26 protein-coding genes are annotated in these 26073 nt (G+C 56.0%); 10 read left to right on the forward strand and 16 right to left on the reverse strand.

Translation table 11 applies throughout. From position 1 onward, the window contains the following. Positions 1–7: 7 nt before the first annotated feature. From LA5095_RS16710 to LA5095_RS16735, 6 genes are read right to left on the reverse strand one after another with little or no spacing between them, the layout of a single operon-like run. Positions 8–1315: a TRAP transporter large permease gene (locus LA5095_RS16710; RefSeq protein WP_055116743.1), complete on the reverse strand. Its 1308-nt coding sequence runs from the start codon at positions 1313–1315 to the stop codon at positions 8–10. Then, positions 1312–1872, reverse strand: a complete 561-nt coding sequence (locus LA5095_RS16715) for a TRAP transporter small permease subunit (RefSeq protein WP_055116744.1) — start codon at positions 1870–1872, stop codon at positions 1312–1314. Before LA5095_RS16715 ends, LA5095_RS16710 begins: the two co-directional genes overlap by 4 nt. 28 nt (positions 1873–1900) lie before the next feature. Then, positions 1901–2986: a C4-dicarboxylate TRAP transporter substrate-binding protein gene (locus LA5095_RS16720; protein WP_055116745.1), complete on the reverse strand. Its 1086-nt coding sequence runs from the start codon at positions 2984–2986 to the stop codon at positions 1901–1903. Between the two features lie 30 nt (positions 2987–3016). After that, positions 3017–3472, reverse strand: a complete 456-nt coding sequence (locus LA5095_RS16725) for an OsmC family protein (RefSeq protein WP_055116746.1) — start codon at positions 3470–3472, stop codon at positions 3017–3019. A gap of 10 nt (positions 3473–3482) precedes the next feature. Beyond that, on the reverse strand, positions 3483–4163 hold the full coding sequence (locus LA5095_RS16730) for a malonic semialdehyde reductase (RefSeq protein WP_082442448.1): 681 nt from the start codon (positions 4161–4163) through the stop codon (positions 3483–3485). Further along, positions 4160–5041, reverse strand: coding sequence for a fumarylacetoacetate hydrolase family protein (locus tag LA5095_RS16735; RefSeq protein ID WP_055116747.1), 882 nt, complete (start codon positions 5039–5041; stop codon positions 4160–4162). Before LA5095_RS16735 ends, LA5095_RS16730 begins: the two co-directional genes overlap by 4 nt. Positions 5042–5143: 102 nt before the next feature. On the opposite strand from LA5095_RS16735, the gene LA5095_RS16740 reads away from it, so the two are divergent. From LA5095_RS16740 to LA5095_RS16755, 4 genes are all read left to right on the forward strand, one after another. Beyond that, entirely contained in the window at positions 5144–5530 is a 387-nt protein-coding gene (locus LA5095_RS16740) for a YciI family protein (protein WP_055116748.1), read from the forward strand. Between the two features lie 186 nt (positions 5531–5716). Next, entirely contained in the window at positions 5717–6994 is a 1278-nt protein-coding gene (locus LA5095_RS16745) for a malonyl-CoA decarboxylase domain-containing protein (protein ID WP_055117038.1), read from the forward strand. 116 nt (positions 6995–7110) lie between these two features. Then, positions 7111–8169 carry an MBL fold metallo-hydrolase gene (locus LA5095_RS16750; protein ID WP_055116750.1) on the forward strand — a complete coding sequence of 353 codons (1059 nt, stop codon included), beginning with the start codon at positions 7111–7113 and terminating at the stop codon, positions 8167–8169. A gap of 226 nt (positions 8170–8395) precedes the next feature. Further along, entirely contained in the window at positions 8396–10084 is a 1689-nt protein-coding gene (locus LA5095_RS16755) for an aspartate:alanine exchanger family transporter (protein WP_055116752.1), read from the forward strand. A gap of 78 nt (positions 10085–10162) precedes the next feature. On the opposite strand, the gene LA5095_RS16760 is transcribed toward LA5095_RS16755, so the two are convergent. Then, entirely contained in the window at positions 10163–11818 is a 1656-nt protein-coding gene (locus tag LA5095_RS16760; protein WP_144436017.1) for a L,D-transpeptidase scaffold domain-containing protein, read from the reverse strand. A gap of 436 nt (positions 11819–12254) precedes the next feature. On the opposite strand from LA5095_RS16760, the gene LA5095_RS16765 reads away from it, so the two are divergent. Beyond that, the gene (locus LA5095_RS16765) at positions 12255–12641 is read left to right on the forward strand and encodes a helix-turn-helix domain-containing protein (RefSeq protein WP_055116756.1); all 387 of its coding nucleotides are present in this window, start codon (positions 12255–12257) and stop codon (positions 12639–12641) included. 20 nt (positions 12642–12661) lie between these two features. Further along, positions 12662–12925, forward strand: a complete 264-nt coding sequence (locus LA5095_RS16770; RefSeq protein WP_029063193.1) for a hypothetical protein — start codon at positions 12662–12664, stop codon at positions 12923–12925. A gap of 395 nt (positions 12926–13320) precedes the next feature. On the opposite strand, the gene LA5095_RS16780 is transcribed toward LA5095_RS16770, so the two are convergent. Continuing rightward, a complete protein-coding gene (locus LA5095_RS16780; RefSeq protein WP_055116760.1) occupies positions 13321–14079 on the reverse strand; it encodes a GNAT family N-acetyltransferase in 759 nt (252 codons plus the stop codon). A 597-nt stretch (positions 14080–14676) separates the two neighbouring features. Here LA5095_RS16780 and LA5095_RS16785 point away from each other — a divergent pair. Beyond that, the gene (locus LA5095_RS16785) at positions 14677–15327 is read left to right on the forward strand and encodes a PEP-CTERM sorting domain-containing protein (protein WP_144436018.1); all 651 of its coding nucleotides are present in this window, start codon (positions 14677–14679) and stop codon (positions 15325–15327) included. Positions 15328–15512: 185 nt separating this feature from the next. Here the strand turns inward: LA5095_RS16785 and LA5095_RS16790 are convergent, their stop codons facing one another. From LA5095_RS16790 to LA5095_RS16825, 8 genes are read right to left on the reverse strand one after another with little or no spacing between them, the layout of a single operon-like run. Beyond that, positions 15513–16451 carry an acetamidase/formamidase family protein gene (locus LA5095_RS16790; RefSeq protein ID WP_055116765.1) on the reverse strand — a complete coding sequence of 313 codons (939 nt, stop codon included), beginning with the start codon at positions 16449–16451 and terminating at the stop codon, positions 15513–15515. Between the two features lie 9 nt (positions 16452–16460). Next, positions 16461–17492 carry a branched-chain amino acid ABC transporter permease gene (locus tag LA5095_RS16795; RefSeq protein WP_208992721.1) on the reverse strand — a complete coding sequence of 344 codons (1032 nt, stop codon included), beginning with the start codon at positions 17490–17492 and terminating at the stop codon, positions 16461–16463. Next, positions 17489–18385, reverse strand: coding sequence for a branched-chain amino acid ABC transporter permease (locus LA5095_RS16800; RefSeq protein WP_055116768.1), 897 nt, complete (start codon positions 18383–18385; stop codon positions 17489–17491). The genes LA5095_RS16795 and LA5095_RS16800 overlap by 4 nt, the downstream gene beginning before the upstream one ends. Position 18386: 1 nt before the next feature. Continuing rightward, the gene (locus LA5095_RS16805; protein ID WP_055116770.1) at positions 18387–19091 is read right to left on the reverse strand and encodes an ABC transporter ATP-binding protein; all 705 of its coding nucleotides are present in this window, start codon (positions 19089–19091) and stop codon (positions 18387–18389) included. A gap of 48 nt (positions 19092–19139) precedes the next feature. Then, positions 19140–20294, reverse strand: a complete 1155-nt coding sequence (locus LA5095_RS16810) for an ABC transporter substrate-binding protein (protein ID WP_055116772.1) — start codon at positions 20292–20294, stop codon at positions 19140–19142. 26 nt (positions 20295–20320) lie between these two features. Continuing rightward, positions 20321–21046: an ABC transporter ATP-binding protein gene (locus tag LA5095_RS16815; protein ID WP_055116774.1), complete on the reverse strand. Its 726-nt coding sequence runs from the start codon at positions 21044–21046 to the stop codon at positions 20321–20323. After that, positions 21046–22356 (reverse strand): type I glutamate--ammonia ligase, encoded by a 1311-nt coding sequence (locus LA5095_RS16820; protein WP_055116776.1) that lies wholly within the window; start codon positions 22354–22356, stop codon positions 21046–21048. Before LA5095_RS16820 ends, LA5095_RS16815 begins: the two co-directional genes overlap by 1 nt. Beyond that, positions 22346–23209, reverse strand: coding sequence for a MurR/RpiR family transcriptional regulator (locus LA5095_RS16825; protein WP_055117042.1), 864 nt, complete (start codon positions 23207–23209; stop codon positions 22346–22348). Before LA5095_RS16825 ends, LA5095_RS16820 begins: the two co-directional genes overlap by 11 nt. A 95-nt stretch (positions 23210–23304) precedes the next feature. On the opposite strand from LA5095_RS16825, the gene LA5095_RS16830 reads away from it, so the two are divergent. The 3 genes from LA5095_RS16830 to LA5095_RS16840 all read left to right on the forward strand — a co-directional run bounded on the left by LA5095_RS16830 (position 23305) and on the right by LA5095_RS16840 (position 25890). Next, positions 23305–24096 carry an N-formylglutamate amidohydrolase gene (locus LA5095_RS16830; protein WP_158510393.1) on the forward strand — a complete coding sequence of 264 codons (792 nt, stop codon included), beginning with the start codon at positions 23305–23307 and terminating at the stop codon, positions 24094–24096. Continuing rightward, a complete protein-coding gene (locus LA5095_RS16835; RefSeq protein WP_055116780.1) occupies positions 24093–24731 on the forward strand; it encodes a cysteine hydrolase family protein in 639 nt (212 codons plus the stop codon). The genes LA5095_RS16830 and LA5095_RS16835 overlap by 4 nt, the downstream gene beginning before the upstream one ends. Positions 24732–24954: 223 nt before the next feature. After that, positions 24955–25890 carry a T6SS effector amidase Tae4 family protein gene (locus LA5095_RS16840; protein ID WP_055116782.1) on the forward strand — a complete coding sequence of 312 codons (936 nt, stop codon included), beginning with the start codon at positions 24955–24957 and terminating at the stop codon, positions 25888–25890. Positions 25891–26073 lie beyond the last annotated feature (183 nt).

Consider the following 26073-nt stretch of genomic DNA (forward strand, 5'->3'; position numbering starts at 1 on the left):
ACACCTTTTAGTTCAGGATGGCCAGGCTGAGCGACGGCCAGCGGATGAGAGCGATCAGAACGACCAGCATCACCAGCGCGAATGGAAACGCACCGATGAACACATCCTTCAGCGATATGCGCGGATCGTTCAAAGTCGCTTTGATGACGAAACAGGAAATGCCGAGCGGAGGTGTCAGAAGCCCTATCTCGGCTCCGACAACCGTGACGATGCCAAACCAGACGAGCGACAGTCCCATGGGCTCGACCAGCGGCAGGAACAACGGCACGACAATCAGGATGATGGAGGCGGTATCCAGTATCGTGCCGAGGAAGATCATCAACAGCACATAGATGAACATGATCCAGAAGAAGGTCAGCCTGGTGTCGGTGAGCAAGTCTCCCAGTTCATTGGGCAGTCCTGCAAGTCCCAGCATCCGGCTGTAGATCGACGCTGCAGTGATCAGGAAAAGGATCGATGCTGTGATGTGGCCGGTTTCAAGAAGAGCATGCCAGAGCGTTTTCAGGGTGAGTTTCTTTCTGAATACGGCAATGATCAGACCCAGCAGGGAACCCGTGGCTCCAGCCTCGACCGGTGTTAGCCAGCCGGTATAAATTCCGCCAAGCACAGCGACAATGAGCACCAGTGTTGGAAGGGTCTTGTCGGCGATTTCCATCGGCGACATCCATTCCATCTCATCCGCCGAACGGCCACCCACATAAGAGGGCGTCAGCCGTCCCATCAAAAAGATGGCGACCACATAGGCAATTGCCAGAAGGATGCCGGGTATCACCCCGGCCAGAAACATGTCGCCGACGCTCTGCTCCGCAACAAAGGAATAGATGATCAGCATCGCTGACGGCGGAATGATCATCCCCAGGACAGAGGATCCGGCAACAACACCGACGGCAAATCGCGGGTTGTAGTCGAAGGCCAGCATTTGCGGCACGGAGACCTTCGAGAAAACCGAGGCAGATGCGATGGAAGACCCCGTCACCGCGGCGAACACGGCGTTAGCACCGACCGTTGCCATGCCGATCCCGCCTTTGACCTTCCTGAACCCCGAGTTCATCACGGTGTATATGTCCGATCCCAGCCCTGCCTTGGAGACAATCAGTCCCATGAAGGTAAAGAGCGGCACCGTCGCAAAGGTATACTCCATGACGCTGTCGCCGATTGCGATCTTGAGAAGGTTGACGGCCAGATCGAAATTGTCCCGCATCAGCAGAATGGATACGAAGGAAACGAGACCGAGCGCAATCGGAATGTAGACGCCGAGATAAACCAGAACGACAATCGCAACGACCGATAGAATGCCGATTTCAAAGGGTGTCACGAGTTTTCCTCTGCATGTTCGTCGAGGCGGACAGGCTCAATCTTCTGATCCGGCCTGACGACCTTGATGAAGAACAGGATGGTGCACAAAAACGCACTGAGGTAGATGGCGAGTTTGATCGGCCACCAGGGAGCGGTAAAAATTCCCGGAACCCCGAAGAAGTCCTTGGTTTCATACATTTCGACGAATTCCGGCCAAATGGCATAAGCCACCAACGCCATGAAAGCTGCCGAAACGAGGTTGATTGTCCGCCTGATCGTGTCGGCCAGCCTGGGACGTGTTGTTGACAGGAGGGTCAGGAAACCGTCCGAACGCGTCAACCTGTTCATGCGCACGACGTCGGGAAGCTGAAGGAAGACGATCAGCACCATGGAAAACTGGACGACTTCATAGGCCCCTCTGAAGGGGGCATTGAAGAAGCCGCGCGCCACGACGTCGTAATTCACGATCAGTACCAGACCGAGCACGATGAGTGTACCAACGGCGTTGGCGCCGATCGCAACCCCGTTGGCCAGTCGAGACAAGGCGCGAACGCCAGTAAGTATTGGACGCAGCATACTGGCGCTCCCGCTGTTTACGGTCCGGCTACTGGGACAGTTCAGCCGACCAGTCACGGGTCGGAGAATAACCTGCATCCTGTAGTTTGGTCATGTAGGCTTTCAGCATATCGCTGCCCGGTTCACCCTTGGAGTCCAGCTGAGCGGCCCATTCCACCGCAAGGTTCGGCATGGCTGCTGCCCATGCTTCACGTTCGGCTGCGTCCATTTCAACGATGGTACCACCCGCTTCGACGTATTTGTCGCGGCTGGCCTGCGCGCGATCCATGGCAAGACCGGCAACATGGTCCCGATATTCGACGGCAACCTCCTGCAACACGTCCTTGACCTCATCGGGAAGCTTGTCCCAATAGTCCTTGTTGACCGTGATCGTCTTGGAATTGACCGCTCCAAGGTCGGCTTTCAACATGTAGGGTGCGACCTCTGCGATCTTGAATGTACTCGCCGCCTCCGGCCACAGCATCGCTTTGTCGACAAGCCCTGTCTGAAGCATGTTGTAGAAATCCGTCAGACCGCCACGCACTCCGGCAGCGCCGTCAATGCCTTCAAGATAGCGCAGGTTCATGCCTGCACCCGCGACCTTTTTGCCTTCCAGGTCCGAAATGCTGCTGATCGGTTCTTTCGAAAACACCTGATATGTGTCCAGCACGACACCGGTCGCCAGATAAACCTGGTTCTGACTTTCGAATTCCTTCTGCATGGTCGGATATTCTTTGGCGATTTCGTCGACAGCCTTGGCAACCGCCCTGGAATCAGGCGCGATGAAAGGGGTCACTGCGGAAATCGCCTGGGTCGGCAGTTTCGAGGAATGGAATATGGTCGTAACGATGCCGATGTCACCGAGACCCAGCTTTATTCCTTCCAGAACACCCTTCGGCTTGACGATGGACCCGCCATAGCTTTCCTGCCAGTCCATTTCATAGTTGCCGGTTTCCGCCAGGCGCTTGTCGACCTCGGGGATGAAGAAGTTCGTGAACTCTTTAACCCACAAGGCCCGTGCGGGATAGCCGTCGATGACCACCGCCTTGATGGTTTCGGTTGCAAACGCAGGCAGTGACGTGGCGCTCAGGAGCGCCAGCGCAAGAGCACTCCGTCTTGTCAGTTTTCCAATCATGGCATTCTCCTCCCAAAGAAAAGTGACCGATCAGGCTTTTTGCCAGATCGTTTCAAGTGCGGTCCCGGATTGTTCAAACAGTTTGGACAAGGGACAGTATTTGGCGACGTTTGACGCAACCCGCGAAAGATCCTCTTCCGTTGCGGTTCCATCACTTGTCACCACCTGTCGCAGCGCGACGAAAGGGACGTCTATTTCTTCTTCAAGCGTAACGCCCCGGCGGTCGAACTCGCAGGTTATTTCAATCGATAGATGTCCGATATCGACACCCAGCTTGCCGGCACATTTGTTGCCGATGACATTCGTGCATCCCGCAAGCGCAGCAAGCGCTGCTTCGGTGGGTGCCGGACCCATGTTGGTGCCACCGCGCACCTCCGGTTCATCAATGGAAAACGTCAGATCCCGGATGGTCACGTCCATTCTGGAATGACTGAGACCGTCACCCTGTGAACGGAGCTTGACGATTGTTTTTTCTCTCAGGGCCACGGTCCAGACCTCACAGAAACTTGCAGGCTTTGTCGAACGGCAAACGGGGCAGTTTGTGAAACAGCGCCGTTTCATCCGCATAACCGAGGTTGCAAAGGAAATTCGACTTCAAGGTCGTGCCGGAGAAGAACTCCTCGTCAACAATCTTGTTGGAAAACCCTGACATGGCTCCAACATCGAGCCCGAGTGCGCGCGCGGCAATCATGAAATATGCGCCCTGCAAGGTCCCGTTTCGAAAGGCGGTCGCCTCGGAATGTTCTGCCTTGCCTTCGAAGTGAGGTCGCCGGTCCTCATGCGGAAACAGGTAGGGCAACTCCTTCCAGAACTCGACATCGTGGGCGATGATCACGGTCACCGGCGCCGACATCATCTTGTCGATGTTCTTGTCCTTGAGAGCCTTTGTCAGGCGTTTCTTGGCTTCTGGCGTCTCAATGAAGAAGAACCTTGCCGGACAGGTGTTCATGCTGGTCGGGCCGGAAGCGGTAATGTCGTAGATCGTTTCCAGCATTTCACGCGGCACCGGCTTGTCTTGCCAAGCGTAGTGGGATCTGGCACCGCGCAGGATCAGATCGATACCGTTGTTGTCCAGCTTGCCTATCCGTTCGCGCAAGCCCCGAATTTGGGCGTGTGCTTCGGCACGCAGTTTCTCCAGAGTTTCACCGGTTGGAGCCTTGGACACGGCCATGGTCATTCCGCTGCCTCCGTTGCAACGATGTCCTCTTCGGCAACGACCGGATTGGCACAGATGCCAATACCTTCAATTTCCACTTCAACAGTTTCACCAGGCCGCAGCCATCTTTGAGGCGTCTTGGCGTGCCCGACGCCCGGCGGTGTTCCCATCGCCAGCATGTCGCCCGGCTGGAGCGTCGTGAATTCGGAGATTGTCGCGATGGTCTTGGCGACGCTCCACAGCATGTCGGATGTGGTCGCACTCTGCAGGATTTCCTGCCCGACCCTTGATTCGATCTTCAGTCCATCAGCCCCATCGGGCAATTCATCCGGGGTGACGACAACAGGACCGACCGGGCCGGTTCCATCAAAGTTCTTTCCGGGTGTCCACTGATGCGTCTTGCGCTGATATTCGCGAACCGAACCATCGTTGAATATCGTATACCCGAATACGTGCTCGAGGGCGTCCTGCTCGCGTATGTGCTTGCCACCCTTGCCGATGATCACCATCAACTCCGCCTCGTAATCCAGCTGCTCTGAACAACTGGGCCGGATCATCGGTGCGCCCGCAGGGATCATGGAAGTGGTGCAGCGCATGAACAACGCCGGATAGGAAGGAATGTCGTAGCCCCCCTCCTTGATGTGATCGACGTAGTTCAAGCCGAGGCAAATGATCTTTCCCGGACGATCCACCGGAAGGCCGGGCGTCAGCGATGACAGCGGCTCAGCGTCCGTCTTGTCCTTTGACGCGATGACATCCCCCAGGTTGACATCTCCCTGGATCAACGCGCTCAATTCGGTTCCGACGGCACTGTCGACCACGGTCAGGTTCCAGGCCCACTCGCCATCCACGAGGTAGACACCCTTACCTGACACTCCTGTTCCCACTATGAATCGCATGCTAGCCTCGGTGTTTCCAATTTTTTTGTTACTTTGACGACTATTTTTAATATTGTCAAATAATATCGATTTTTTTATTCTAGGTAAAATTGGAGGTGACACATGCCAAAATGGTCTGACTACAAACGCATTGCCAAGGAGCGGGGAGCTCTGGCACTTGAGCTTTATGTCGTGAACACAACCCCGGCCGGGCCGGACGTCGATTTGCCCGGAACACTGCCGGACCATCTTGCCTACCAGGCAAGATTGGAAAACGAAGGCAAGCTGGCATTTGCCGGCCCTGTGTCCGATTTCACCGGGGAAGACCTGAACGGCGAAGGCATGATTGTCTATCGCGCCGGTTCTCTTGAGGAAGCCAGGAGTTTTGCCGAGGAAGACCCGATGCACAAAAGGGGTGTGCGAACTTTCACGATCAGGCGCTGGCTTATCAATGAAGGCAGCTTCACGCTTTCGGTCGGCCTGTCCGGAAACAGGATCGATCTATCCTGATCTGGCGGTGCATCGGTCTGATTTTACGTCTTAAAGCCAATTGGGTGGCCGGTGACACTGCTCTATGTCTATTGGACAGGCGGCAAATCATCATCCGGTGAAACCGATTGCCGCGGAATTGCGTTGAGACTGTCCAATTCTGGTGCCTGGCAGCAGTCTGGCGGTTATTGGTTCTTGGAGAGGCGTATGACGATTCTCGGTGACTTGCTGTCGACGATCTTTGAACGCAGATACCTGACGGCAGCCCTGGACAAACCGGACGCCCGCTCGATGGAAGAGCTGATAAGTGCCCTTGTCGGGGCAACAGGAGAGGTTTCGGGACTGTCCGCCGCCAATCATATCCTGAAGCGGTATCGGGAGATGAATGACGAGGAAAAGCTCGCTTTTTTCCGTCATCTTTCCAGCGATATGAACATCGATCCGGACAAGGTTCGCAGCGCGCTGGAAGCTTATGAAGCAGATCCAAGCAAGCAGAGCTACCGCGCATTCATGTCATCAGTCGAGCCGGACAGACAGGAACTGATCCGCCGTTTGAACCAGATCCCCGGTGCGACGGAAGCCCTTGTACAGATGCGTGCCGATCTGCTCAGGCTTGGCAGGGGCGATCCCCGGCTCCAGGCGCTTGATCAGGACTTCCGCCACCTGTTTCTCTCCTGGTTCAACCGGGGCTTCCTCGTTTTGCGCCCGATCAGTTGGGAAAGCCCGGCGCATATCCTGGAAAAGATCATCGCCTATGAATCCGTTCATGAAATTGCCAGCTGGGAAGACCTGCGACGCCGGCTTGTACCGGGTGACCGAAGGTGCTTTGCGTTTTTTCACCCCACAATGCCGGACGAACCGCTGATCTTCGTTGAGGTCGCCCTGACGAGCGCCGTTCCCGGGTCAATTCAGGATCTTCTGGCGGAAGACCGGGAAGCGCTTGCTGCAGACGAGGCCCGAACGGCGGCATTTTATTCAATATCAAACTGTCAGCCGGGTCTGGCGGGAATTTCCTTCGGCAATTCGCTGATCAAGCAGGTGGCGGCGGATCTGGCAACCGAATTGCGTGCCCTGAAGACCTTCGTGACCCTGTCCCCCATTCCGGAGCTGACAAACTGGCTGAAGTCGGAGGACATCCTTTTCGAGGATGCAGATGCAAAACAGATCAGGACACTTGCCGCCCATTACCTGATGTCGGCAAAGCGGCCTGACGGACTTCCGCTGGATCCGGTTGCCCGGTTTCATCTCGGCAACGGTGCAATGATCCATGCGGTTCATGCAGAGGCCGACCTGTCTCCAAAGGGACAGGCCCAGTCGGCCGGTGCAATGGTCAACTATCTTTATGACCTTCCGAAGGTGGCGCAAAACCATGAGCGCTTTGCCACCGCAAAAGAAATCACGGCGTCTTCGGAAATCCGCGGTCTGGATGCCTCAGCGAAAAAGCTGGATCTCAGGCGTTCCGAAAGCGAGCCGATCGCCAATTGACATTTCTTTCAGCCGTAGAGTGATCACTTTTCCGATTTTTAATCGATGAAGAATTGTACAATTTTTAAAAATCGATATTATTAAAAGAAAAACATTTAAATCGATTGGAGGAGAGAATGTCGCGAACGCTTCTGAAAGCGGCTCTTTTCGGCGCCGGTGTGATCGCTGCGAGCGGAGCACTGGCAGAAAATTGCCTCAAAGTCACGCTGACCGGCACCCAGGGTGGACCTCCCGTATTCAAGGGACAGGCAGGTGCGGGAACGCTTGTTCAATACGGTTCGGCTGAAAACAAATGTGATGACGTGCGGCTTCAGTTCGATACAGGACGCGGCACGACGCAGCGCCTGAGTGAAGCCGGCGTGCCGGTCGGCAAACTCGATGCGGTGTTCCTCACGCATTTGCATTCAGATCATTCCGAAGGTCTCGCCGATATCATGCAATTGCGGTGGCACTTCAATTCTCAGGGGCCGAAAGTTGACCTTGTCTGCAGCGAGGAGACCAAGTCTCCGCTCGGCTTCGCACTGAGTTGCCAACGTTTTGCCACCCACATCGGCGACCCCTTGATAAACTCCGGCGAGATCGCCCAGCGCCTTGCTGAAAACAAGAAACGTTTGCCAGGCGGACCTGCCGAATTGCTTCAGGTCAGGGACTTTTCACCCAAAGACGAGGCAAGCGAAGTCTGGTCGAAGGGTGACGTCAAGGTCAGCGCGATCAGGTCGACACACATTGCCGGTCACGCGTCCTACAGGGTCGACACGCCAGCCGGAAGTGTCGTGATCGGTGGCGACGCAGGCAATGATGTCCGCAAGCCTCCGCGCGAGACCTCGACTTCGGATCAGGTGGAAAAACTGGCAAAAGACGCCGACATCATCGTTCATTCCACAATTCACCCGGTCATGGGGCCGGACGGCGGTACAGGCTTTCCGCCTCCGATTTACTACCGGCAAAGCAACGCGACGGATCTAGGTCATTTGGCTAAACGGGCTGGCGTCAAGCAATTGATGCTAACCCACCTGATCCCGCCGGTTGGTGCCCCCCGTCAGGGCCCCTACAAGCTCCCGAAGGGGGCCCTGACGGACGACGACTACCGCTCGGCAGTCGCTGACAGCGGATTTGAAGGAGAAACGATTGTCGGAAAGGACCTGGTATCGGTGACGCTAATGCAGCAGAACTGAACCCCAAAAAACAATCTGAACTGAAAGGCCGGCCCGTAAACATCGGGACCGGCCTTTGTTTTTGCATCAATTGGAGACTTGGATGGATTTGACGCGGTGAGGTCATGATTTTGACGCATCAGTCTCGCATGGGAACGCCCGGGCTGGCGAAATACCGCTGCAGGTCTTTCGAAAATGGACTGATACCGCCTGTTCACCTATTAAAGACAGCTGACAAGACCGCGATATGACGATCGACTTTTCCAGTATTTTTCATCAGGATTCCGTGCTTGTGATCTTCACGATCATTGCCATAGGTTACCTGATCGGAAACATTCGGATCGCCCGGTTCGAAATCGGTGTCACCGGTGGCGTGCTTCTGTGTGCATTGCTGTTTGGTCACTACGGTTACACGATCGATCCTATCGTCCAGTCGATCGGTTTCACGCTCTTTATCTATTCCGTCGGCTGGCAGGCCGGACCGCAGATCCTGAACGTCTTGCGTCAGGATGGTCCGAAATATCTTGTTCTGACACTGTTCATGACCGCCGGCTCCTTTCTGCTCGTTCTCGGATTGGCATGGCTCACTGGCCTTTCCAATTCCTTTGCCGCCGGCCTTATGGCAGGCAGCCTGACCAGCACCCCCACGCTCGTCGGCGCCCAGAATGCGGTTTCATCGGGCCTTGTCTCCCTTCCCACAGGAGAAACGGCAAACAGTCTGATCGAGAGCATCAGCGTTGCCTATGCCATCACATATATTTTCGGAACGGTCGGTCTGCTGCTGGTCGTCAAGCTGCTGCCGAACCTGCTCAGGACAGACCTTGCCGCAGCAGCGGAAACCTTCGCCAACGAGCGCGGGTTCAAGGCGGAAAACGTGGAAGAAAAGATCGAAAGGCCGATCTTGCGAGCCTATGAACTGGATGACCCGGGCCTGAACGGCATGACCATTGCCGAAGCTCTGGCGGCCCGCACCACCAAGGAAATCAGCTACAAGTCTCTTTATCGGCTGAAACGGGGGGCAGCGCTTATCGATCCGCAGCCCGAAACGGTGATTGAAACCGGCGACAAGGTTGCGGTCTTCGCGACGCCGGAAGAGCACGCCAAGGCGCGAGATCTTTATGGGCTCGGAGCGGAAGTTCTGGACAGGGACCTGATCGATGCGGTCGTTGATGTCGCCGAAGTCGTGGTAACCAACCCGATGTCGGTCGGCAAATCGCTGGAACAGATCGGTACCTACGAACGGCACGGCTGCTATCTGACGCGGATCACCCGCTCCCAGATTCAGCTGCCCCTTGCGCCCGGGACGGTTGTCCAGCGCGGTGACGTCATGATCCTGACCGGAGAAAGACGTGCACTCGACCGTGCGATTGCCGAACTTGGCGCTGAAGACCGCAAGGCCGTTGAAACGGACCTGCTGACGTTCGCTGCCGGGATTGTCTTCGGCCTGATGCTCGGTCAGATCACCGTCAAGGTCGGCGACATCAATGTCGGAATAGGAACCGCAGGCGGTTTGCTGGTTGCCGGGATTTGTGTCGGTTTCTTGCGGGCAAATCGGCCGACCTTCGGGCGCATGCCGGCGGCAGCCAGATTTATACTGATGGAACTTGGTCTGCTCCTGTTCATGGTCGGCGTCGGACTGAATGCGGGAGGTGGTATCGCAGAGGCGATCGGATCCGTTGGACCGGTGCTGTTTGTTTCGGGTGTCGTCGTGACATGCCTGCCTCTGTTGTGTGGATACGCATTCGGACGGCTTGCCCTTGGCATGAACCCGGCATTGCTACTGGGAGCGCTTACGGGAGCCATGACAAGCACCCCTGCCCTCGGCATTGTCCAGCAGGCGGCCAAAAGCACCGTGCCTGCACTCGGTTACGCCGGCACCTATGCGCTGGCGAATGTGCTCCTGACGCTTGCCGGCACCATGATCATGCTGCTCTGAATTTTCTGAACCGCTGCTGCCCGCCCGTGCAAGGTCCCGCCTCAAGGCTGCGATACCGATGATTTGCCGGATCGATGTCTAAGGTTTCGGCCGGCCCGAAAGCGCAGCTGTCAATCGCGCATCTTCCAGATAAGGATCATGTCCGAAGCGGATCAGCCCCTGGCGCTGCACCCAGACCGACAGGTGTGAGACAACTGCCATCAATCCGCCACGAGCCGGAAAAGTGACAGTGTCCCGCCGTGAAATCCGGTCTTCGATACCATCGACCGGCAAAACGCGCGGTTCGATGATCTTGTCCAGGATGTCGAGGCCGTTAACGATCCCGAATGCCGTTTTCGGCAGGTAGGGATTGCAGAAAAGTCCGTCTTCCGGCGCCGCGTCGAGGTCAAAGAGCGACAACCGGTGTTCCTGCCTTAACCGGTAGGCATATTTCCCAAGCGGGTTCTCGCTGGAAGCAGGCAGGTACAACGCATACTGCTCCCGGTTGCTTGCCCGTTCCAGGTCCCGAATGGTTGCCTGTTTCCAGGGAAGCGCATCAAGTGGAACGTCGGCCCCGCTGCGCTTCAGATAATAACCCGCGGCTTCGACCTGTTCCGGATCCTGCTGCAATCGCGGCAGAAGCTCCTTGCCGAAGAATTCCCATGGCACCTGCCAGGTTGGATGGAATGTCACAGCCTCGATGGTGGTCGCCATCGTCGTGTGGTTCCTGTCAGGACAGTTTGGATAGGCCTGGCCTTCCTGGACGACCCGCCCGTTGTCCAGAAACACATATGTGTTTTCGCCCTTGTTGATATAGAGCTGCAGGCGGGCATATTCGTTTGGAAGCCACCGGATCCGCTCCATGGCGTTGGTAAGCTGCTCGATACGCCTTCCGACCGGTATGTTCAGTGCCCGGATCAGCTCCGGTGTGACCCGCCCGGAAACGTCCAGCCCGTAGCGCTGCCGCGCCTGTCCGACTGCAAAAGCGAGACGCTTGTCGAAAAACTCGTCGTCTGACGCATCCGCGATCAGGCCGTCTTCCAGCAGACGTTTGCGGAGTGCAGGTACTTCTGGAGCGCTCTGTCCTGCCTCGACTGCCTCCCCGGGCTCCAGATAGGTGAAGCCGCCGGATTTCCGGATCTCATGAAGTTGCTGCAAATGCGCTTTCAAGCGTCGATAGGTGTCGTCTTGCGGCTGCCAGTCCGCGATAAATATGTCCATGTCTTCCGAGGCAACCAGCCGTGACAGCGCCTCAACCGCATCGATCGAGTTGAACGGCATGTAGGCATCCGGATAAAGAACCCTCGGCGAGACACGACCTGCGCGCAGGTCATGCACGTAGTCCAGGAAGTGCCCGGTATGCAGCAGTTCGACCCACGCAACGTCCGCAGCCGAGGAAAGACTGTTTAGCGAGGCCGTCGCCTTCACAAGCACTTCGGCTGGATAGTCTTCCGGTCGCAATCCCTCACGATCGGCGTTTTCCATGTGATTGGTGAGTTCAAGACTGCGAGGCTGGTTCAACCAGAGAACTTCACCCTGGTCGGAATTGTAGAAGGCAGCAATCTCGTTCCGTCGCTTTTCCACGATAAGAGGCAACCGCTCTGGATCGGACAGAAGCCATCGGACATTTTCCAGAATTTCATTCGCGCGAACGAAGCTGGGGTTGACGAGCAGACCGACGATAAAAACGGCCAGATATCCAGCGACACCCCGATTGACCCAGTTTCGCTTCCAGTTGTCATCGGCATTCATCATCAAATCTCTCGGTCGAATCTGCTTGTGTCGGTTCCAGAGACAATACGCAGCAGCTTTGCAGGTGGATGCCACTGAACATGTTCCCAAACGTCATCTCATGCTTGCGGAATGCAGCCGGTCAGATACGAAGTTCATTCGTACTGCTTCCAAGGATATTTCACCGGACGTTTCTTCGACATGCAACCCGAAAGAACAACACAGGGTCAGGTCGGGAGTGGAATTGGCAGAACGGGTGCCTTTACTGGCCAACCGACATGCTGACAATCCCGGGCTGTCTTGCTTTTTATGGAGTGCAAACTCATCTGATTTGCGCGTTAAGCAATATCCCAGATTGTACGGGAAACAACAGTTTGTGACAGACTCTTAAGTTGCAATTTATGTCATATCGCGTAATTATCGTTCATAATTTATTAATGTTTCTTACGGGACGCGTAACATGGAATCACCTGCGGGTGAAAATGGCATTGATGTCACAACCTGGGCGGACAACGCCATCGAAGCCAGTGGTATGAAAAATACCGAGGTTGCCAGTCTGCTGTGTCTGACACCCGCATCAGTTTCGCGAATCCGCAAGGGAAAACAGGCACTCAGCGCAGAACACATGCTGCTGTTGTCCCGGGAACTCAAAGCCCCCCTTCCCGGCGAAGCACCTCAGGAACCCGAGCAGGTTTCCAGGGGTCTGGACATGGATCTCTACCTGAAGGCCCTGGAGAGCGTGGTTGAACAGAACAATCGCAAACCGGAGCCCCGGCGCATGAACCAATTCGAAATTCTGGAGAGCGTTTTCTTCGTCTATGAGGCCCTCGTCAAATTGAAAAAATAAACAGTAAACGGTAAAAAATCATGAGTGTGCAGGATTTTACAAAGGAACAACTTGAGTTCCTCGAACTGTTTGAAATAGCCGCCAGGTATGACTGCCTGTACCTGCTGGACTTTCACTGTTTCAACATGTTCAACCACGACCAAACCAGTCTGTTGACGGATGCGGAACGTGCCGAACTTGCCGTGGAAGCAAGAGGTGATATCTTTGCAGAAGCGATCCAGCGTGGTTTCCAGCCCAACCCGGGGCCGTTTGGACAGATCGATGAGCAACAATACCTTTGTTGAGCCACTTCCCCTTTCGAATGTGGAAAGCGGTTTGGCCGGCGAGCGGGCGCAGTTCCTGCTCAACACATGGAAAGACAACAGCGGCGTCATGATCCGTGACAGCCGAATGACCAAGCTGAGTCCCTGGCTGCTCTTGACGTTGCCGTCAGCCGAGCCTGGAGACGTTCCCAAAATCACCTTTGCCGGCAATCAGACCACTTTCCGGCGGTTTTTTCCGCATGCGCTGGATTCGGAGGCGCAAAAACCGGCCACGAGCTTTCTGCCATCCGTCTATCGAAAAGGTGTTGCGGATGCCTATCAGACAGCGATCAGGGGAGAACCCTGGCTGGATATTCAAAGGACAGGCAATCGGCTTGGTGCCGGCGTTCCCGACATGACGTTGCAGCGACTGCTTGTCAGGTTCGAGACCCGCTCGGGGATTGTTCGAATATTCTGTCTGATGGAATTACTGGAAATCCACGAGCAACGCGATCTATCAGATCACACACGTCATCCACACTATTGCCCGCAAAAACCAGATTGGCATCCAGCGTACCAGGCAATGGTTCCGCCCATGTCAGAGCGTTGTGCGCGCATCGGGTGAAGCCGCATTCGCGCCAGAAGCCGTCAAGAAACGTGTGGCCCTGGATCCATCCATAGTAGAAACCGGCTCCCCAGTCGTGAAGAGCCTCGATCTGGGCGAGCTGGTTCAATAGACCACCCAGCTTATGCCTGCGCCAGTCGCGGGCAACATATGTTCCCCCCAGATAGACAACGTCGCCGGTTATCCGCCGTCCGACACGCGGCTGTTCTGCGGCCAGCTCAACCTTGCCGCCCACGGCATTCGGATAGCAGCGATGGAAATACTTGCGCCAGAAATCCGTGAGCGTCATGGGATATTCCATTTTGTCGAACCGGGCACAGACCCGTCCGACCATCCGTCCATCCTGATCGGTAAGAGCAAGCCAGAAGGCCTGGGAAGGAGTATAGGTATTGAGCGTCGGTGTGAAATGCCCTTCAAGCGGCGGAAAACCGCTGGAGGCAGCCATCGCCTCGACGACGTCGAAGTCGGACCCGCGGCGCAGTACCAGACCGAGATTCTGGAACTCACGATCAATCACGCCCCAGGCGCGCTTGACCTGCGCCTTGTCCAACTCAAAATCCAGTCTCTGCATAGACCATCCAGCCTGACCGGCGCCCGATTACGCCACCCGCAATGTCATGTTGCGCATTGCTCAACAACCACCACAATCGCATAGGTTGCAGAAGCGCTGAAGGATGGTATCAGAGTCGGGCCTGGAATTGACGCAGACCGCACGACGTTAAACAGGATTCTTTTGCGTTCGAGTGTATGAGTGTTGACCAAGCGGAATTCTGCGCAGTCGGGGTTCGGCCCAATAGTTTCAGACGACAACAAATCACGCCAACTTCATAATTGATTCCACAAATTCAGATTGCAAAGGGGATAGCATCTTGTTGAATGCTCGCCCTGAAAGGCGTGATCCTTCACAATTAAAAAATGAATGAAGCAACCTTCCGCATATGCTAGTTGCATCACATTTATTAACTCCAAAAAAAAATAGCCCAACAGCCCATGCTTTAAAAAAATATGTATTATTTGCCATTATACTTCAACTGGCTAAAATAATTTTCGTATGAAAATTTGATACACAAAGAAAAAATTATTTATTGTCGACTCATCCCAAATAAATCATTAGCTTAAAAATTGATTTTAATTTTCAGTTACAAAAAACTGATTTTAGGGGGATGGAATGAAATCACTTTTATCTTTTGGCTCAGCTGCGCTTTTAAGCGTTTTATCTTCATTGGCCCATGCTGCCCCTGTTCCCACTTTCACCGGCAGTTATGACGAGGCCACCGGCGTTGAAGCAGCAGGAGATTACGACAACATCGGCGGCCCATCTGATCTCGGTGATTTTTCGCTCATTGCAGGCGCAAATTCACTTTCAGGATCTGTCTTTACACCGACCGATTCCGCCGACGCATTCAACATCGTCATCGGAGCCAACCAGACGCTGGTTGGCGCAAGCATCGTATTTGCCGAAAATGCGACAGCATTCAATCCTTACTTTGCTTTCCCGCCGCCAAGCTGGACTCTGTCTGAATCTTCAGTCACGCCTGAAATTTTCAACATTACAATGGGGCCTTCCTCAGACTTTTCACTCTTCGGTCCCTTCAGTGCAACGGCCAGCTTTGCACCAATCGGTCCCGGTATCTACAACATGGTTCTTGGCAACGGCGTTTTCGGAATGAACAACGGTGGTGGCGTTGATTACACGATGATATTCAACGTCAACGAAACTGTAACAGCCGTTCCGCTTCCCGCAGCGCTTCCGCTGTTACTGGGCGGCGTTGGGCTGATCGGATTCCTTGGACGGCGTAGAAAACAAGAGAACGCCTGAGACTGAGCCTGGCGACCTCCAAATAGATCCAAAACGGCCCTTTTGGGGCCGTTTTTCATTCACAGGAGGGAATGATCCCATCCAACCCGCTTACAAGCCAGGATTTCAAAGGCGACGACGAATGAGCGTCAAGTGCTTGAACCATGTCGGTTTGACCGTATCGCACCCATCGCTGCCGTTCCGTATCACCCCAGAACATTCTTCGGAAAATAGAACGACACCGTCCAATTGGGCATATCGACGATTTCCGAAATCCGCAGGTCTCCGCAGACCGAACACAGCATATAAGCGTCGAGCGCGCTCATTCCGGTTCTGGTCGAGACCCAGTCGACCATGCCCGAAACCGCGTCGCGGGCTGCCTGCATCAGGTCCTCGCCAATACCGGTCGTGACTTGGTATCCCATCGTGTCGAAATGCCTGGTTACCGGTCCATCCGTCTCAAATCTCGGAAAAGCGAAGTTCGCGCCCTTGAGTAGATCCACCTTGATCGCAACATCCATGGGGCTTTCGATCGCCGTGCCGCAAATCTCGCCGTCTCCCTGCGCGGCATGGGTGTCGCCGAGCGACAGAAGCCCCCCCGCGACCTCGACAGGCAGATAAAGCGTTGTCCCGACTGTATTGTCGCGAATGTCGAGATTGCCGCCGACGCGCCTGGGTGGAACAACTGAATGAAGACCAGGTTCACCAACTGCGAGGCCGATCGTGCCGACAAAGGGCTTCAGCGGAACCGCGCCACCTGGTCCATAGAGTGCGGGTTTCATCGCAACCGCGTCATATTTCCAGATATGCAGCGCCGGATCGGGAAACTGGTCCGTCAGCAACCCGAACCCGGGAATATTCGCGGTCCAGCCCCAGCCGGACGGCTTGAAGTCCAGAAAGGTGATTGCGACGGCATCCCCCGGTTCGGCACCTTCTACATAGATCGGACCGGTGACCGGATTGACCTTGTCGAAACTCAGATTGCCCAGGTCCGCCACTGTCGAAGTTTGGTTGAATTGCCCCCCGGAACTGTCAATCGTCTCGACTTCAATTGTTTCGCCTGGCGTAACGGTCAGGATCGGCTCGATCGAATTGTCCCAGCCGAAGTGATGCGCGTGTTTGTGGATCGTGTGATTGCAAGCCACGTCTTTCTCCTAGTGTCTTTGCCGGACGAACAGCGTCTCGATTTCCCGGTTTCCCATGATACCAGTCGGACGGAGCGCCATAGTCAAGACAATCACGGCTCCCAGCGCGATACCCGATAGTCCGAGGGCCTCCGGCAGATCAATGCCCAGAAACACAGGCCCTGTTTCCAGATACCGGACCCCTTCCAGTCCGAAGGAAATCAGGAAGGTGCCGAGGACGGCACCGGTGACGGTTCGCATACCTCCCAGGATCAGCATCGCAAGAGTCAGGAAAACGTGGTTGAAGTAGAAGGGCCGGGCCGAAATCGTCCCGAGAAAATAGGCGTAACAGATCCCCGCGACGGCCAGGATAACGGCCCCCAGAACCCAGGCGATCAGGCGAAGTCTGTAGATCTGGACACCCATAGCGGCAGCGCCGACCTCATCGTCCGCACTCGCCCTGAGCTGAATGCCCCAACGGCTCTCGCGGAACAGTCGGCAGACAATCACCACCACGATCGCTATCGCAATCACCGAGGTCAGATTGAAAACCTGCGGAATGCCGAAGAATGCCTGGTTACCTTTGAAGATATCGGTTCGATAAAGAAAGATGGCGTGAATGATAACGAGAATAGCCAGCGTGACGATTGTCGCACCGATGCTGGTGAGCCGGACAATCAGCATGCCAAGCAAAAAGGCAAGCACAGCCGTGATCACGACGGCAATCAGCGCGGATACCACCGGGTCGAGCGAAAATTGCGCCAGGCCCCAGGGAGCATCAGGCAGCGAGATCTTCTTGATGTTTTCCGGCGTAACGCAAAGCGCAGCTGCATAAGCACCTATTCCCATGAAGGCGCTATGCGACAGGTTGGTGATCCGCGCGTTGCCCATGAAGACCTGAAGCCCCAGCACCACGATCAGGTTGACATAGGCCGAGTAAACCAGCCGAACCTGATAACGCGAACCGAAATAGGTGGTCAGCAAACCGATCGCGACAAGGACAAGGGCGAGCAAGGCAGCGCCGACTAGTCCGGACTTCTGACTTGAACTCAACCGGATCACAACTTGTCTCCCTTCTCAACGGCGGGAGACAGGATTCCATCGGGTCGCCAGATCAGGATCATCGCAACGATCATGAATACAAACGCATCCGTCATGCCGCCAAGGCTCTGCGGCAGCATGACAAGCATGGCAACTTCCACAGCTCCAAGAAGGAAACCACCGAGAACAGCTCCGGGAAGACTGCCAAATCCGCCCACAACACAGGCGACGAAGGCCTTCAGGACCGGTTCAAAACCCAGATGCGGATCGACGCTGCCGCGCCGCGCCATAATGAAGATACAGGCAAGACCCGCCAGCAGGCCGGAAATCAGGAAGGCAATGGCGAAGACCCTGTTGGCCCGGATACCCGTCAGCCGCACCATTTCGAAATCGAGCGAAGCCGCACGCACCGCGAGCCCAAGCACCGTCCGTCTCAAAAACAGCATCAGGGCAATAATGACGATGATGGTCGTCAGAGTTTCGAAGACCTGAAGCGACGCCAGGCGGATACCCGCAATCTCGATCGACCAGTCGAGAAAATACAAAGATGTCACCGCTATCGGCCGGGGCGACACGAACAGCAAAAAGAGGTTTTGCAGCACGATGGAAACCCCGAAGGCAGTCAAAAGGCCCGTTGTCGGATCCGCCTTTCGCACAGGTCGGAAAGCAACTCTTTCCAGCGTCAGCGAAGCCAGCATCGCCGCCAGCACGGCCCCGGCCATGACAATCATCGGATTGCCGATGGCAAGCGAGGCAAAGGCGACCATCGTGTATCCGCCGACAGCGATGATCTCGCCATGAGCAAAATTCACCAATCCCATGATCGAGAACACGATGGCAAGGCCAAGCGCAAGAAGCGCATATTCCGCGCCGAAACTGAGCGCATTCAACACCTGCTGGACTATGTATTCCATTTCAGGCAACCCCCGTCAGCTCTGCCATCAGCTTGTCGCTCTTGCCCAGGTCATCGGCCGTTCCGTGCGCGACGATCCGGCCGGAACTCATGAGATAGGCGTAATCCGCAAGCTTGAGCGCCTGCGTCGCATTTTGTTCGACCAAAAGGATCGTCATGCCCCGGGCTTTCAGGTCGGCGATCAGATCGAATATCTGCCGCACAATCTTGGGCGCCAGACCCAGGCTCGGTTCATCCAGCAAGAGTATCTTCGGGCGTGCCATAAGCGCACGCGCGATCGCAAGCATTTGCTGTTCACCGCCGGAAAGTGTTCCGGCGGACTGGTCCCGGCGCTCTGCAAGGATCGGAAACAGAGAAAACCAGTGGTCGGTATCCTTTGCCTTTTCCACTGCATCCTTCTGCAGGGCCGCACCGAGTGTGAGATTTTCCAGAACAGTGAGATTGGAAAAGATGCGCCGCCCCTCCGGAGAAACGGCAATTCCGGCGGCTATGCGGGCTTCCACGCTTTCGCGTGAAAGATCCCGGCCCTCGAAACGAATGAGGCCGGTCGAGCGGGCGATCCCGGTAATCGCCGAAATAGTCGATGTCTTTCCGGCACCGTTCGGTCCCAGAAGCGAGATGCACTTGCCCTTTTCAACTTCAAGGGATATGCCATGGACCGCTTCAATCGGACCATGAAAGACGTGTAGATCCTGGATGGTGAGCATCAGATAGGTCCTGCGGCGCGGCCCATTGAAAAGGCCGCGCCGGAGTTATCAGTTCCAGTCGGTCGGAACATTGGCGGGAATTTCATTGGTCACAAGAACGCGCTTTCCATCCTTGTAGCCGATCACCGGAATGGTGCGCTGAGCATAGGTCTTCGTATCCTTGAACGAGATCGAGTCGACGGTCAGAACCGGCAGGCTGTCGGCGGAACGGATTGCATCGGCGACCGCTGCCGGATCGGTGCTGCCCGCGGTCTCGACACCGAATTTGACAGCCATGATCGTGTCCGCACCCGTTGCCGGGAAGAGGCCATTCACTTCATGGCCCATTTCCTTGCATTCCTTCATGAAATTCACGACCGCGCTGTCCTCTTGAGAAGGTGCCAGCGTTGCAAAGAAAACCTTGTCAAGAAGGCTCGGGTCGTCGGAGCCGATCGCATCCAGAGACGGATCGTCAAATCCGTCGGACCCGACCACCCAGGCATCGATACCCGCACTGCGCAGCTGGCGGACAAGAACCCCGACATCCGGCATGATCGACGAGATGTAGACAGCATCCGGTTGAGGATCGAGCGCCTTGATTTCCGCGATCTGCGGCGACCAGTCAGATGTTCCGAAGCTGAAATTCAGCTTGGCAAGAACCTTGCCGCCGTTCTCTTCGATCACTTCGCCGAACCAGAGTGGTGTGCGCGCGGACCACGATCCGCCTTCATCCGATGTGAACAGGACAACGTTCTTCACGCCCTGTTTCAGGGCGTGATTGGCGGCCGCCGTGGCGGTAAACGGATCAGGTGAAACGCCGGTAAAGAAGTTGTCCACTATGCCGGCATGCATTTCCACCTGCGTGGACTGGGGCTGGAAGATCGACACACCATATCCGGCCGCGACCTGCGCCACCGGGATCATCGTGTCTGAAAACGGGATCGTTCCGAGCATGACGACACCATCGTCCAGAAACTTCTGGGCAAGAGAAATGGCGGTCTGCGTGTCCGAACCGGTATCCTGGACGAACAGTTCAATCGGCATGCCATTGATGCCGCCCTCCGCATTGATTTTCTCCGCCATGCAACGCGCACCCTGGAATTCCGAATAAGGCGCGTAGTCGCCGGTCATTGGTACTGCCAGGCCTATCTTGACCGTGTCGGCGGCGAATGCCGGCGCGGCCGCAAAGGCGAGCCCGGCGAGAGTAAGTCCGATTTTTTTCACTGTCCCTCTCCTGTTATTGCGCCGCCTCAGGCGGCATTTGAATGGTCCTCGCCCAGATAGGCATCAATTACGTCTTGATTTGTTGTTATGTCCCGGGGCGTTCCCTCAGCGATCACGGCTCCCATGTTCAGGACCGTTATCCTGTCGCAAAGCGTCATGATGAATTTCAGGTCGTGATCGATGACCAGTGTGGCGCAGCCGAAGCGCGTCTTGACCCATTCAAGACCTGCGGCCAGCTCCGCGGTTTCCTGCTCGTTCATGCCCGCGGCCGGTTCGTCAAGCATCAGAACCTTCGGGTTGAGTGCGAGCGCGCGCACGATTTCCAACCGCCGCAAATGTCCATATGACAGCGCGTTTGCAGGCATTGCCAGCTTGCCTGCAAGATCGAAACGTTCGATCGCTTCTGAAATGGCCGGACTGTCTGCATGTCCTTCGGACTGCGCCGTGATCTGTGCAACTTCGATATTCTGTCCAACGGACAGGTTTTCGAAGATCCTCAGGTTCTGAAATGTGCGGGCAATGCCTTTTCGTGTGCGATCCGCAGATCCCTGCCCGTTCAGGAGTTCACCATCCAGGAACAAGGTGCCGCTCGTTTGTGTCAGCAACCCGGAAATGAGGTTGATCACCGTGGTCTTGCCGGCACCGTTCGGGCCGATCAGGCCACGAACCTCGCCTGCGGCCACTTCGAAGCTGACATGGCTGACTGCCCGCACACCACCGAACTGCTTCGAGATGTCTTCCAGAACCAGCATCAGTAGACCTCCTCGTAGGCGGTACATTTCTGACCGGTATCCATTCCTTCAAGGAAAGCGGCTTCCGCCTTCTTGTGCGAGACGTAGACTTCGGCAAACAACGGATCGAACCAGCCGGTGACGGTCTTGTTTGCGGCAAAGCGATCCAGTGCCTCCTCCAACGTCTGGGGCAGGCGCACGAAACCCTTCGCAGCCAGACCGCTTTCGTCCAGAAGTGACAGGTCCTCTTCAGTAACCTTTGGCGCGGCGAGCTTTTCCTCTATCCCCTGGCATCCGGCATGAATGATCGCGGCCAGCGCTAGATGTGGTGAGGCTGCCGCATCTGCCGCGCGGTATTCGATGTTGAATTGGCGGGCTATCCCTTCAGCGTCCTTCGCGGTCACCGGACAGATGCGCAAGCTGGCCTCACGGTCCCGCAATCCGAGATTGTTGAACGCGGCACTCCAGCGGTGCGGCGTCAGTCTTTCATAGGAAATCACCGATGGCGCGGTCAAAGCCAGAATGCTTTCAAGATATTTCAGCACCCCAGCCGAAAAGGCTGCCGTCAGCGCAGACATGCCGTGCTCACCTGCCGCATCGTAGGTGATCGGTCCTGCCTCTCCCAGAAAACTCATGTGAATATGGACGCCATTGCCGACACTTGCGACGTCCCGGATGGGTGTGAAAGTGGCGCATTGGTCGACCCTTCGCGCTGTCATCCGGGTCAACTCGCGCGTGATGACCGCCGCGTCTGCTGCTCTCACACCCTCTTCAGGTGCTATTGTGACCTCGAACTGGTCCGGTCCATATTCGCAGATGAAGCTGTCGGGCTTCAGGCCTGCTTTTTCAAGTGCCGCCATCAAGGCTTCCCCGAACCGCGCATGTTCCGAATGCCCCTGGAGACCGAAGCCCTGGTGGACCAGTGTAGATCCCCTGGCAAACTGGAATTCATGCTCGAAGGACGCCTGCAGGCGCGCACCGGTGAGCGTGTTCAAACGTGTCAGCGCCTGCCGCAGGATCGACCGGGTACAAAATCCCCAGGGCGCGCCCTCGAGCGTTCGGATATCGCCCAGCATGAAGTGTTCCCTGGGAGACCCGTCCTCAAAATCGACGGCAACTTCCGCCGACTGATCGGGAACAAGTGCGAGGTCGCCGAACGATCCGAACGGACTATCGGCAATCGTGTCGAAACACGTGATCTGGACATTGGTCGGCACCCATCCCATGCCACTTTCAAGCCGCTTTTGCAGCTGGTCCGCAGGAAAGGCCTTGCCGCGTGTCTTGCCTGAAAGATCGGACAAAGCGGCAAATATCATGGGTTTAGCTATCATTCCCGAGTTCTTGCCTCCCGTGTGCCAGTGCTTCCCACGAAGACACGCGCCTGCTGTGCTTTTTCCAGTCCGTCTCCGCGACCCTCGTCATGATTGCTTCCATGAGCGTGAAACCAGCGGCGTAACTGTCCCAGACAGTGCCGCTCTCCACCGGAACCGCGAGTGTTTCGCTTGCGTGTGCAACCGATGGCGACATCCACTTGTCCGTCAGAACGACAACATTGGCTTTCCGTTCATTCGCCGCCAGGTTCGCCAGATCATCGATCGATTTCTGGTAGCGGCGGAAATCGACTACGAACAGAACATCCTTGCCACGCATTCTCAACAAGTTGTCGGGCCAGGTTTCCGGATCGGACTCCATATGAAACACATCATCACGCAGCCGCTTCAGATGGCGGCTCAGATGCTGCGCCACCAGATCGCTCACCCTTCCGCCAAGTACGAAGACGCGGCGGTTAGGATCACTCACGAGGCTGCAGACCCGTTCGAACTGCGCGTCCGTTATGGTATTTGACATCTCGTCCATCAGCGCGCTCGCACGCTTGGTGAAATCTCCCAGAAAAGATCCGTCGACCTCTCTCTCCTCCACCATCAGCTCGATTGGAGACCTCTGACTGGCCTTGAGTTCCTGGATCAATTTCCTCTGGAAGTCCTGATACCCCTGAAAGCCGAGCTTCGACACGAACCTCGAGATCGACGGCGAGGAAACACCGGTCCGGTCGGCAAGGACCTGGATCGGCTCCAGCCCTGCGAACGGGTAGTCCGAAAGAAGCGTGGTCGACAGCTTTCGCTCAGTCCCTGTCAGGGCTTGAGACGTTTCGGTAATCAGATCACGAATTGTTCCGTGCGACATCATGCCTTTCAGAGTGTGCTTATAAAAATTTCTTGTCAAGTTTTCACATTTGTGCCGATATGAAAAAAAATTATCAGACGTCTCTGGAGGTCTGCATGCTCAAGGAAGCAGCATATTCCGCGGAAAATCTAGGCAGAAACCTGCTTGGAAACGACGATCCGGATCCGGTGCTCTGCACCAGGCGAAAAGAGGGTGCGGAAGTGGTTCTTGTCTGCGAACACGCTGGCCGGGCCATTCCCGCATCTCTCGGAACGCTTGGTCTTTCCCAGGCGGAGCTGGATCGCCATATCGCCTGGGACATTGGAGCGCTTGCCGTCGCCGAGCGGGTCGCCGAAAATCTCGGCGCCGACCTCATTCAACAAAGCTATTCAAGGCTGGTCTATGACTGCAACCGCCCATTCGAATCGCCGGATGCGATACCTGAAGTCAGCGAAGACGTTGCCGTTCCAGGAAATCAGAACCTGAGCGATGCGGAACGGATGGATCGCAGGCGATCCATTTTCGAACCCTATGACGCCGCATTGACATGTCTTTTGGAAGCGACCCCGAAACGGGCCGCCTTTTCAATCCATTCCTTCACGCCCGTCTATCTCGGCAAGCACAGGCCCTGGCACCTTGGGCTGTTGTCCCGCAAGGATACGCGCAGCGCCGAGATCATCGCGGAAACGATCCGCCATCGCGACAACAGGTTGCTGGTCGGCATGAATGTCCCCTACATGATCGAGGAAGACGGCGACTGGTTCATACCGCACCACGCGGAAGCGCGTGGACTGGCACATTGCCTGGTCGAGATCCGCAATGATCTTGTCGACACACCCGAAGGGCAAAAAATTTGGGCAGACCACCTGACGGCTGCCTTTCTTGAGGTTCTGGAGCAGACAAAATGACATTGACACGCGAAGTTCCCCTCGTTCCGGAGCAATCCGCACTCTTGTTCATCGACGTCCAGAACTTTGCCGCCCATCGAAAGGGTGCTGAATTCACCGACCTTTCCGATGCGGAATTCGAAGACAAATACGGCTGGTTCTTTTCGCAAATGCAGAGCCGGATCGTGCCCAACATGCAGAGGCTCCAGGCGGCCTGCCGGAACAATGGCGTCGAAGTCCTCTATACGACCATCGAGAGCCTGACCAAAGACGGCCGCGACCGCAGCCTTGATTACAAGATTACGGGATTCAACGTCCCCAAGGGTTCGTGGGACGGCAAGATGATTGACGAACTGACGCCCGGTGACGACGAAATCGTCTTTCCGAAATCTTCCTCATCGGTGTTCGTATCGACCCACATTCACTATGTGCTCGGCAATCTGGGTGTCAAACAGCTGGTCATCAGCGGTATCATCACAGATCAATGCGTTGAAAGCGCCATCCGCGACGCTTGTGACCTCGGGTACCTCGTCACCCAGGTCACCGATGCCTGCCTCACCTATTCACAGGAACGCCACGACCACTCGTTGAGAACCATCAAGGGCTACTGCAGGCAAGTCACAACTGATGAGTTGATCTCGGAACTCGGTCGCTAGGGACATCAGCAAACAAAGATGCCGTCATGCAAGTTTCCGGCATCTGAGACCTGATCGCAGAAACCCAAAACACTCATTTTTGCCAATTGAAATGCCGATCTTCGAGCCGGATACTGAGACGCGCGCAACTTTCGATCAAATGCGCTGAAAGGTGACAGGAATCACGACTTCATGGCCGCACCTGATTTAATGCGGGCCGGTCTTGTATTCGAGGAACTTGAAGATGCCACTCACCAATCCACAATTTCGCGACAACGCGCGAATTCGCGACGCTGCGGAAAACGCGCCCCCGATGCGAAGAGGCGAACGCAATACCGAGGCAGTCCGAATTCTTCAAAACGCATTGATCGCCGTGAATGCGGCGACGATGCGCCGATCCATTCGCCCCGATGGAACGCTGGACGGAGACTATGGCGGTGAGACCGTTGCAGGCGTCGCCAGGTTCCAGGCAATGGCAGGACAGGCCGAAGAAGGCCGTCAGGGCGACGGTGTTGCCGGACGCCTCACGTGGCGGGCCCTTGACGAACGCGCGCCACACGAGCCTGTGCCTGTCAGCGTAACCGCCGCACCGAATGTGACCCCTAGGGCAGAAACGACGGAAACTTTGGGCCCCGGCGCCATTCGCCCGCCAACGGCGGCGGTCCTGTTGCGCGAATACCGCCGGTTCAGGGAGGTCAACGGAATGCCATGCGGTCAGGATATCACCAACCAGTGCGCGATACGCATGAGCGTCGCGTTGATGCGCTCCGATATCGGTTTTCACTTCGACCGGACACGTATCCGCTACACCCACAGCGCCTCCAACCGGCGTTGCGGGACAGGTGCCGCCCACAATGCGAGCGCATCCCGACTGATTGACTATCTGCGGGGTATCTGGACCTTTCAGCGCTATTCCAAGGCCGGCTCCAACGCCATGACGGCGGACCAGATCCAGCGCGCCATTAGCGGCCGGCCGGGCATCATCTATTTTGAGGACTGTTTCGAACGCTCCGACGGATCTGCCGGCGATCATATTGATTTTTGGGATGGTTCCCGGGTCATGAATGATCGGCTGAATTACAACGGTCCCGGCGAACGGGAAGCCGGAGAAGGCCCCTCAAGCGACAGGTGGTTCCGCAACATCAGAAGGGAACTCCTGTTTCTCGCCATATCGGCCTAGAGCCTGAACCGATGTAGCCGCAGGAACTACAAAACGGCGATCTCAGTTGGATCAACCGCAATCCATAGAAAACCCGGCTCCGTTTCCCGGAGCCGGGTTTTTCTTGTGCGCGCTGAAAGGTCCTACCCGAAGATTTCCCTGAACCGGTCGATACAGAGCCGGAAACCGGCCTCGAAATCGCCG

Origin of the sequence: Roseibium album, from assembly GCF_001404515.1 — a bacterium.
GTDB classification, from domain to species: domain Bacteria; phylum Pseudomonadota; class Alphaproteobacteria; order Rhizobiales; family Stappiaceae; genus Roseibium; species Roseibium album.

What these genes read in the sequence shown, in the direction of transcription:
- LA5095_RS16715 (WP_055116744.1), bottom strand. Translation starts at nt 1,872, where the DNA reads ATGCTGCGTCCAATACTTACTGGCGTTCGCGCCTTGTCTCGACTGGCC.
- LA5095_RS16720 (WP_055116745.1), bottom strand. Translation starts at nt 2,986, where the DNA reads ATGATTGGAAAACTGACAAGACGGAGTGCTCTTGCGCTGGCGCTCCTG.
- LA5095_RS16730 (WP_082442448.1), bottom strand. Translation starts at nt 4,163, where the DNA reads ATGACCATGGCCGTGTCCAAGGCTCCAACCGGTGAAACTCTGGAGAAA.
- LA5095_RS16735 (WP_055116747.1), bottom strand. Translation starts at nt 5,041, where the DNA reads ATGCGATTCATAGTGGGAACAGGAGTGTCAGGTAAGGGTGTCTACCTC.
- LA5095_RS16740 (WP_055116748.1), top strand. Translation starts at nt 5,144, where the DNA reads ATGCCAAAATGGTCTGACTACAAACGCATTGCCAAGGAGCGGGGAGCT.
- LA5095_RS16745 (WP_055117038.1), top strand. Translation starts at nt 5,717, where the DNA reads ATGACGATTCTCGGTGACTTGCTGTCGACGATCTTTGAACGCAGATAC.
- LA5095_RS16750 (WP_055116750.1), top strand. Translation starts at nt 7,111, where the DNA reads ATGTCGCGAACGCTTCTGAAAGCGGCTCTTTTCGGCGCCGGTGTGATC.
- LA5095_RS16755 (WP_055116752.1), top strand. Translation starts at nt 8,396, where the DNA reads ATGACGATCGACTTTTCCAGTATTTTTCATCAGGATTCCGTGCTTGTG.
- LA5095_RS16760 (WP_144436017.1), bottom strand. Translation starts at nt 11,818, where the DNA reads ATGATGAATGCCGATGACAACTGGAAGCGAAACTGGGTCAATCGGGGT.
- LA5095_RS16765 (WP_055116756.1), top strand. Translation starts at nt 12,255, where the DNA reads ATGGAATCACCTGCGGGTGAAAATGGCATTGATGTCACAACCTGGGCG.
- LA5095_RS16770 (WP_029063193.1), top strand. Translation starts at nt 12,662, where the DNA reads ATGAGTGTGCAGGATTTTACAAAGGAACAACTTGAGTTCCTCGAACTG.
- LA5095_RS16780 (WP_055116760.1), bottom strand. Translation starts at nt 14,079, where the DNA reads ATGCAGAGACTGGATTTTGAGTTGGACAAGGCGCAGGTCAAGCGCGCC.
- LA5095_RS16785 (WP_144436018.1), top strand. Translation starts at nt 14,677, where the DNA reads ATGAAATCACTTTTATCTTTTGGCTCAGCTGCGCTTTTAAGCGTTTTA.
- LA5095_RS16800 (WP_055116768.1), bottom strand. Translation starts at nt 18,385, where the DNA reads ATGGAATACATAGTCCAGCAGGTGTTGAATGCGCTCAGTTTCGGCGCG.
- LA5095_RS16805 (WP_055116770.1), bottom strand. Translation starts at nt 19,091, where the DNA reads ATGCTCACCATCCAGGATCTACACGTCTTTCATGGTCCGATTGAAGCG.
- LA5095_RS16815 (WP_055116774.1), bottom strand. Translation starts at nt 21,046, where the DNA reads ATGCTGGTTCTGGAAGACATCTCGAAGCAGTTCGGTGGTGTGCGGGCA.
- LA5095_RS16820 (WP_055116776.1), bottom strand. Translation starts at nt 22,356, where the DNA reads ATGATAGCTAAACCCATGATATTTGCCGCTTTGTCCGATCTTTCAGGC.
- LA5095_RS16825 (WP_055117042.1), bottom strand. Translation starts at nt 23,209, where the DNA reads ATGTCGCACGGAACAATTCGTGATCTGATTACCGAAACGTCTCAAGCC.
- LA5095_RS16830 (WP_158510393.1), top strand. Translation starts at nt 23,305, where the DNA reads ATGCTCAAGGAAGCAGCATATTCCGCGGAAAATCTAGGCAGAAACCTG.
- LA5095_RS16835 (WP_055116780.1), top strand. Translation starts at nt 24,093, where the DNA reads ATGACATTGACACGCGAAGTTCCCCTCGTTCCGGAGCAATCCGCACTC.
- LA5095_RS16840 (WP_055116782.1), top strand. Translation starts at nt 24,955, where the DNA reads ATGCCACTCACCAATCCACAATTTCGCGACAACGCGCGAATTCGCGAC.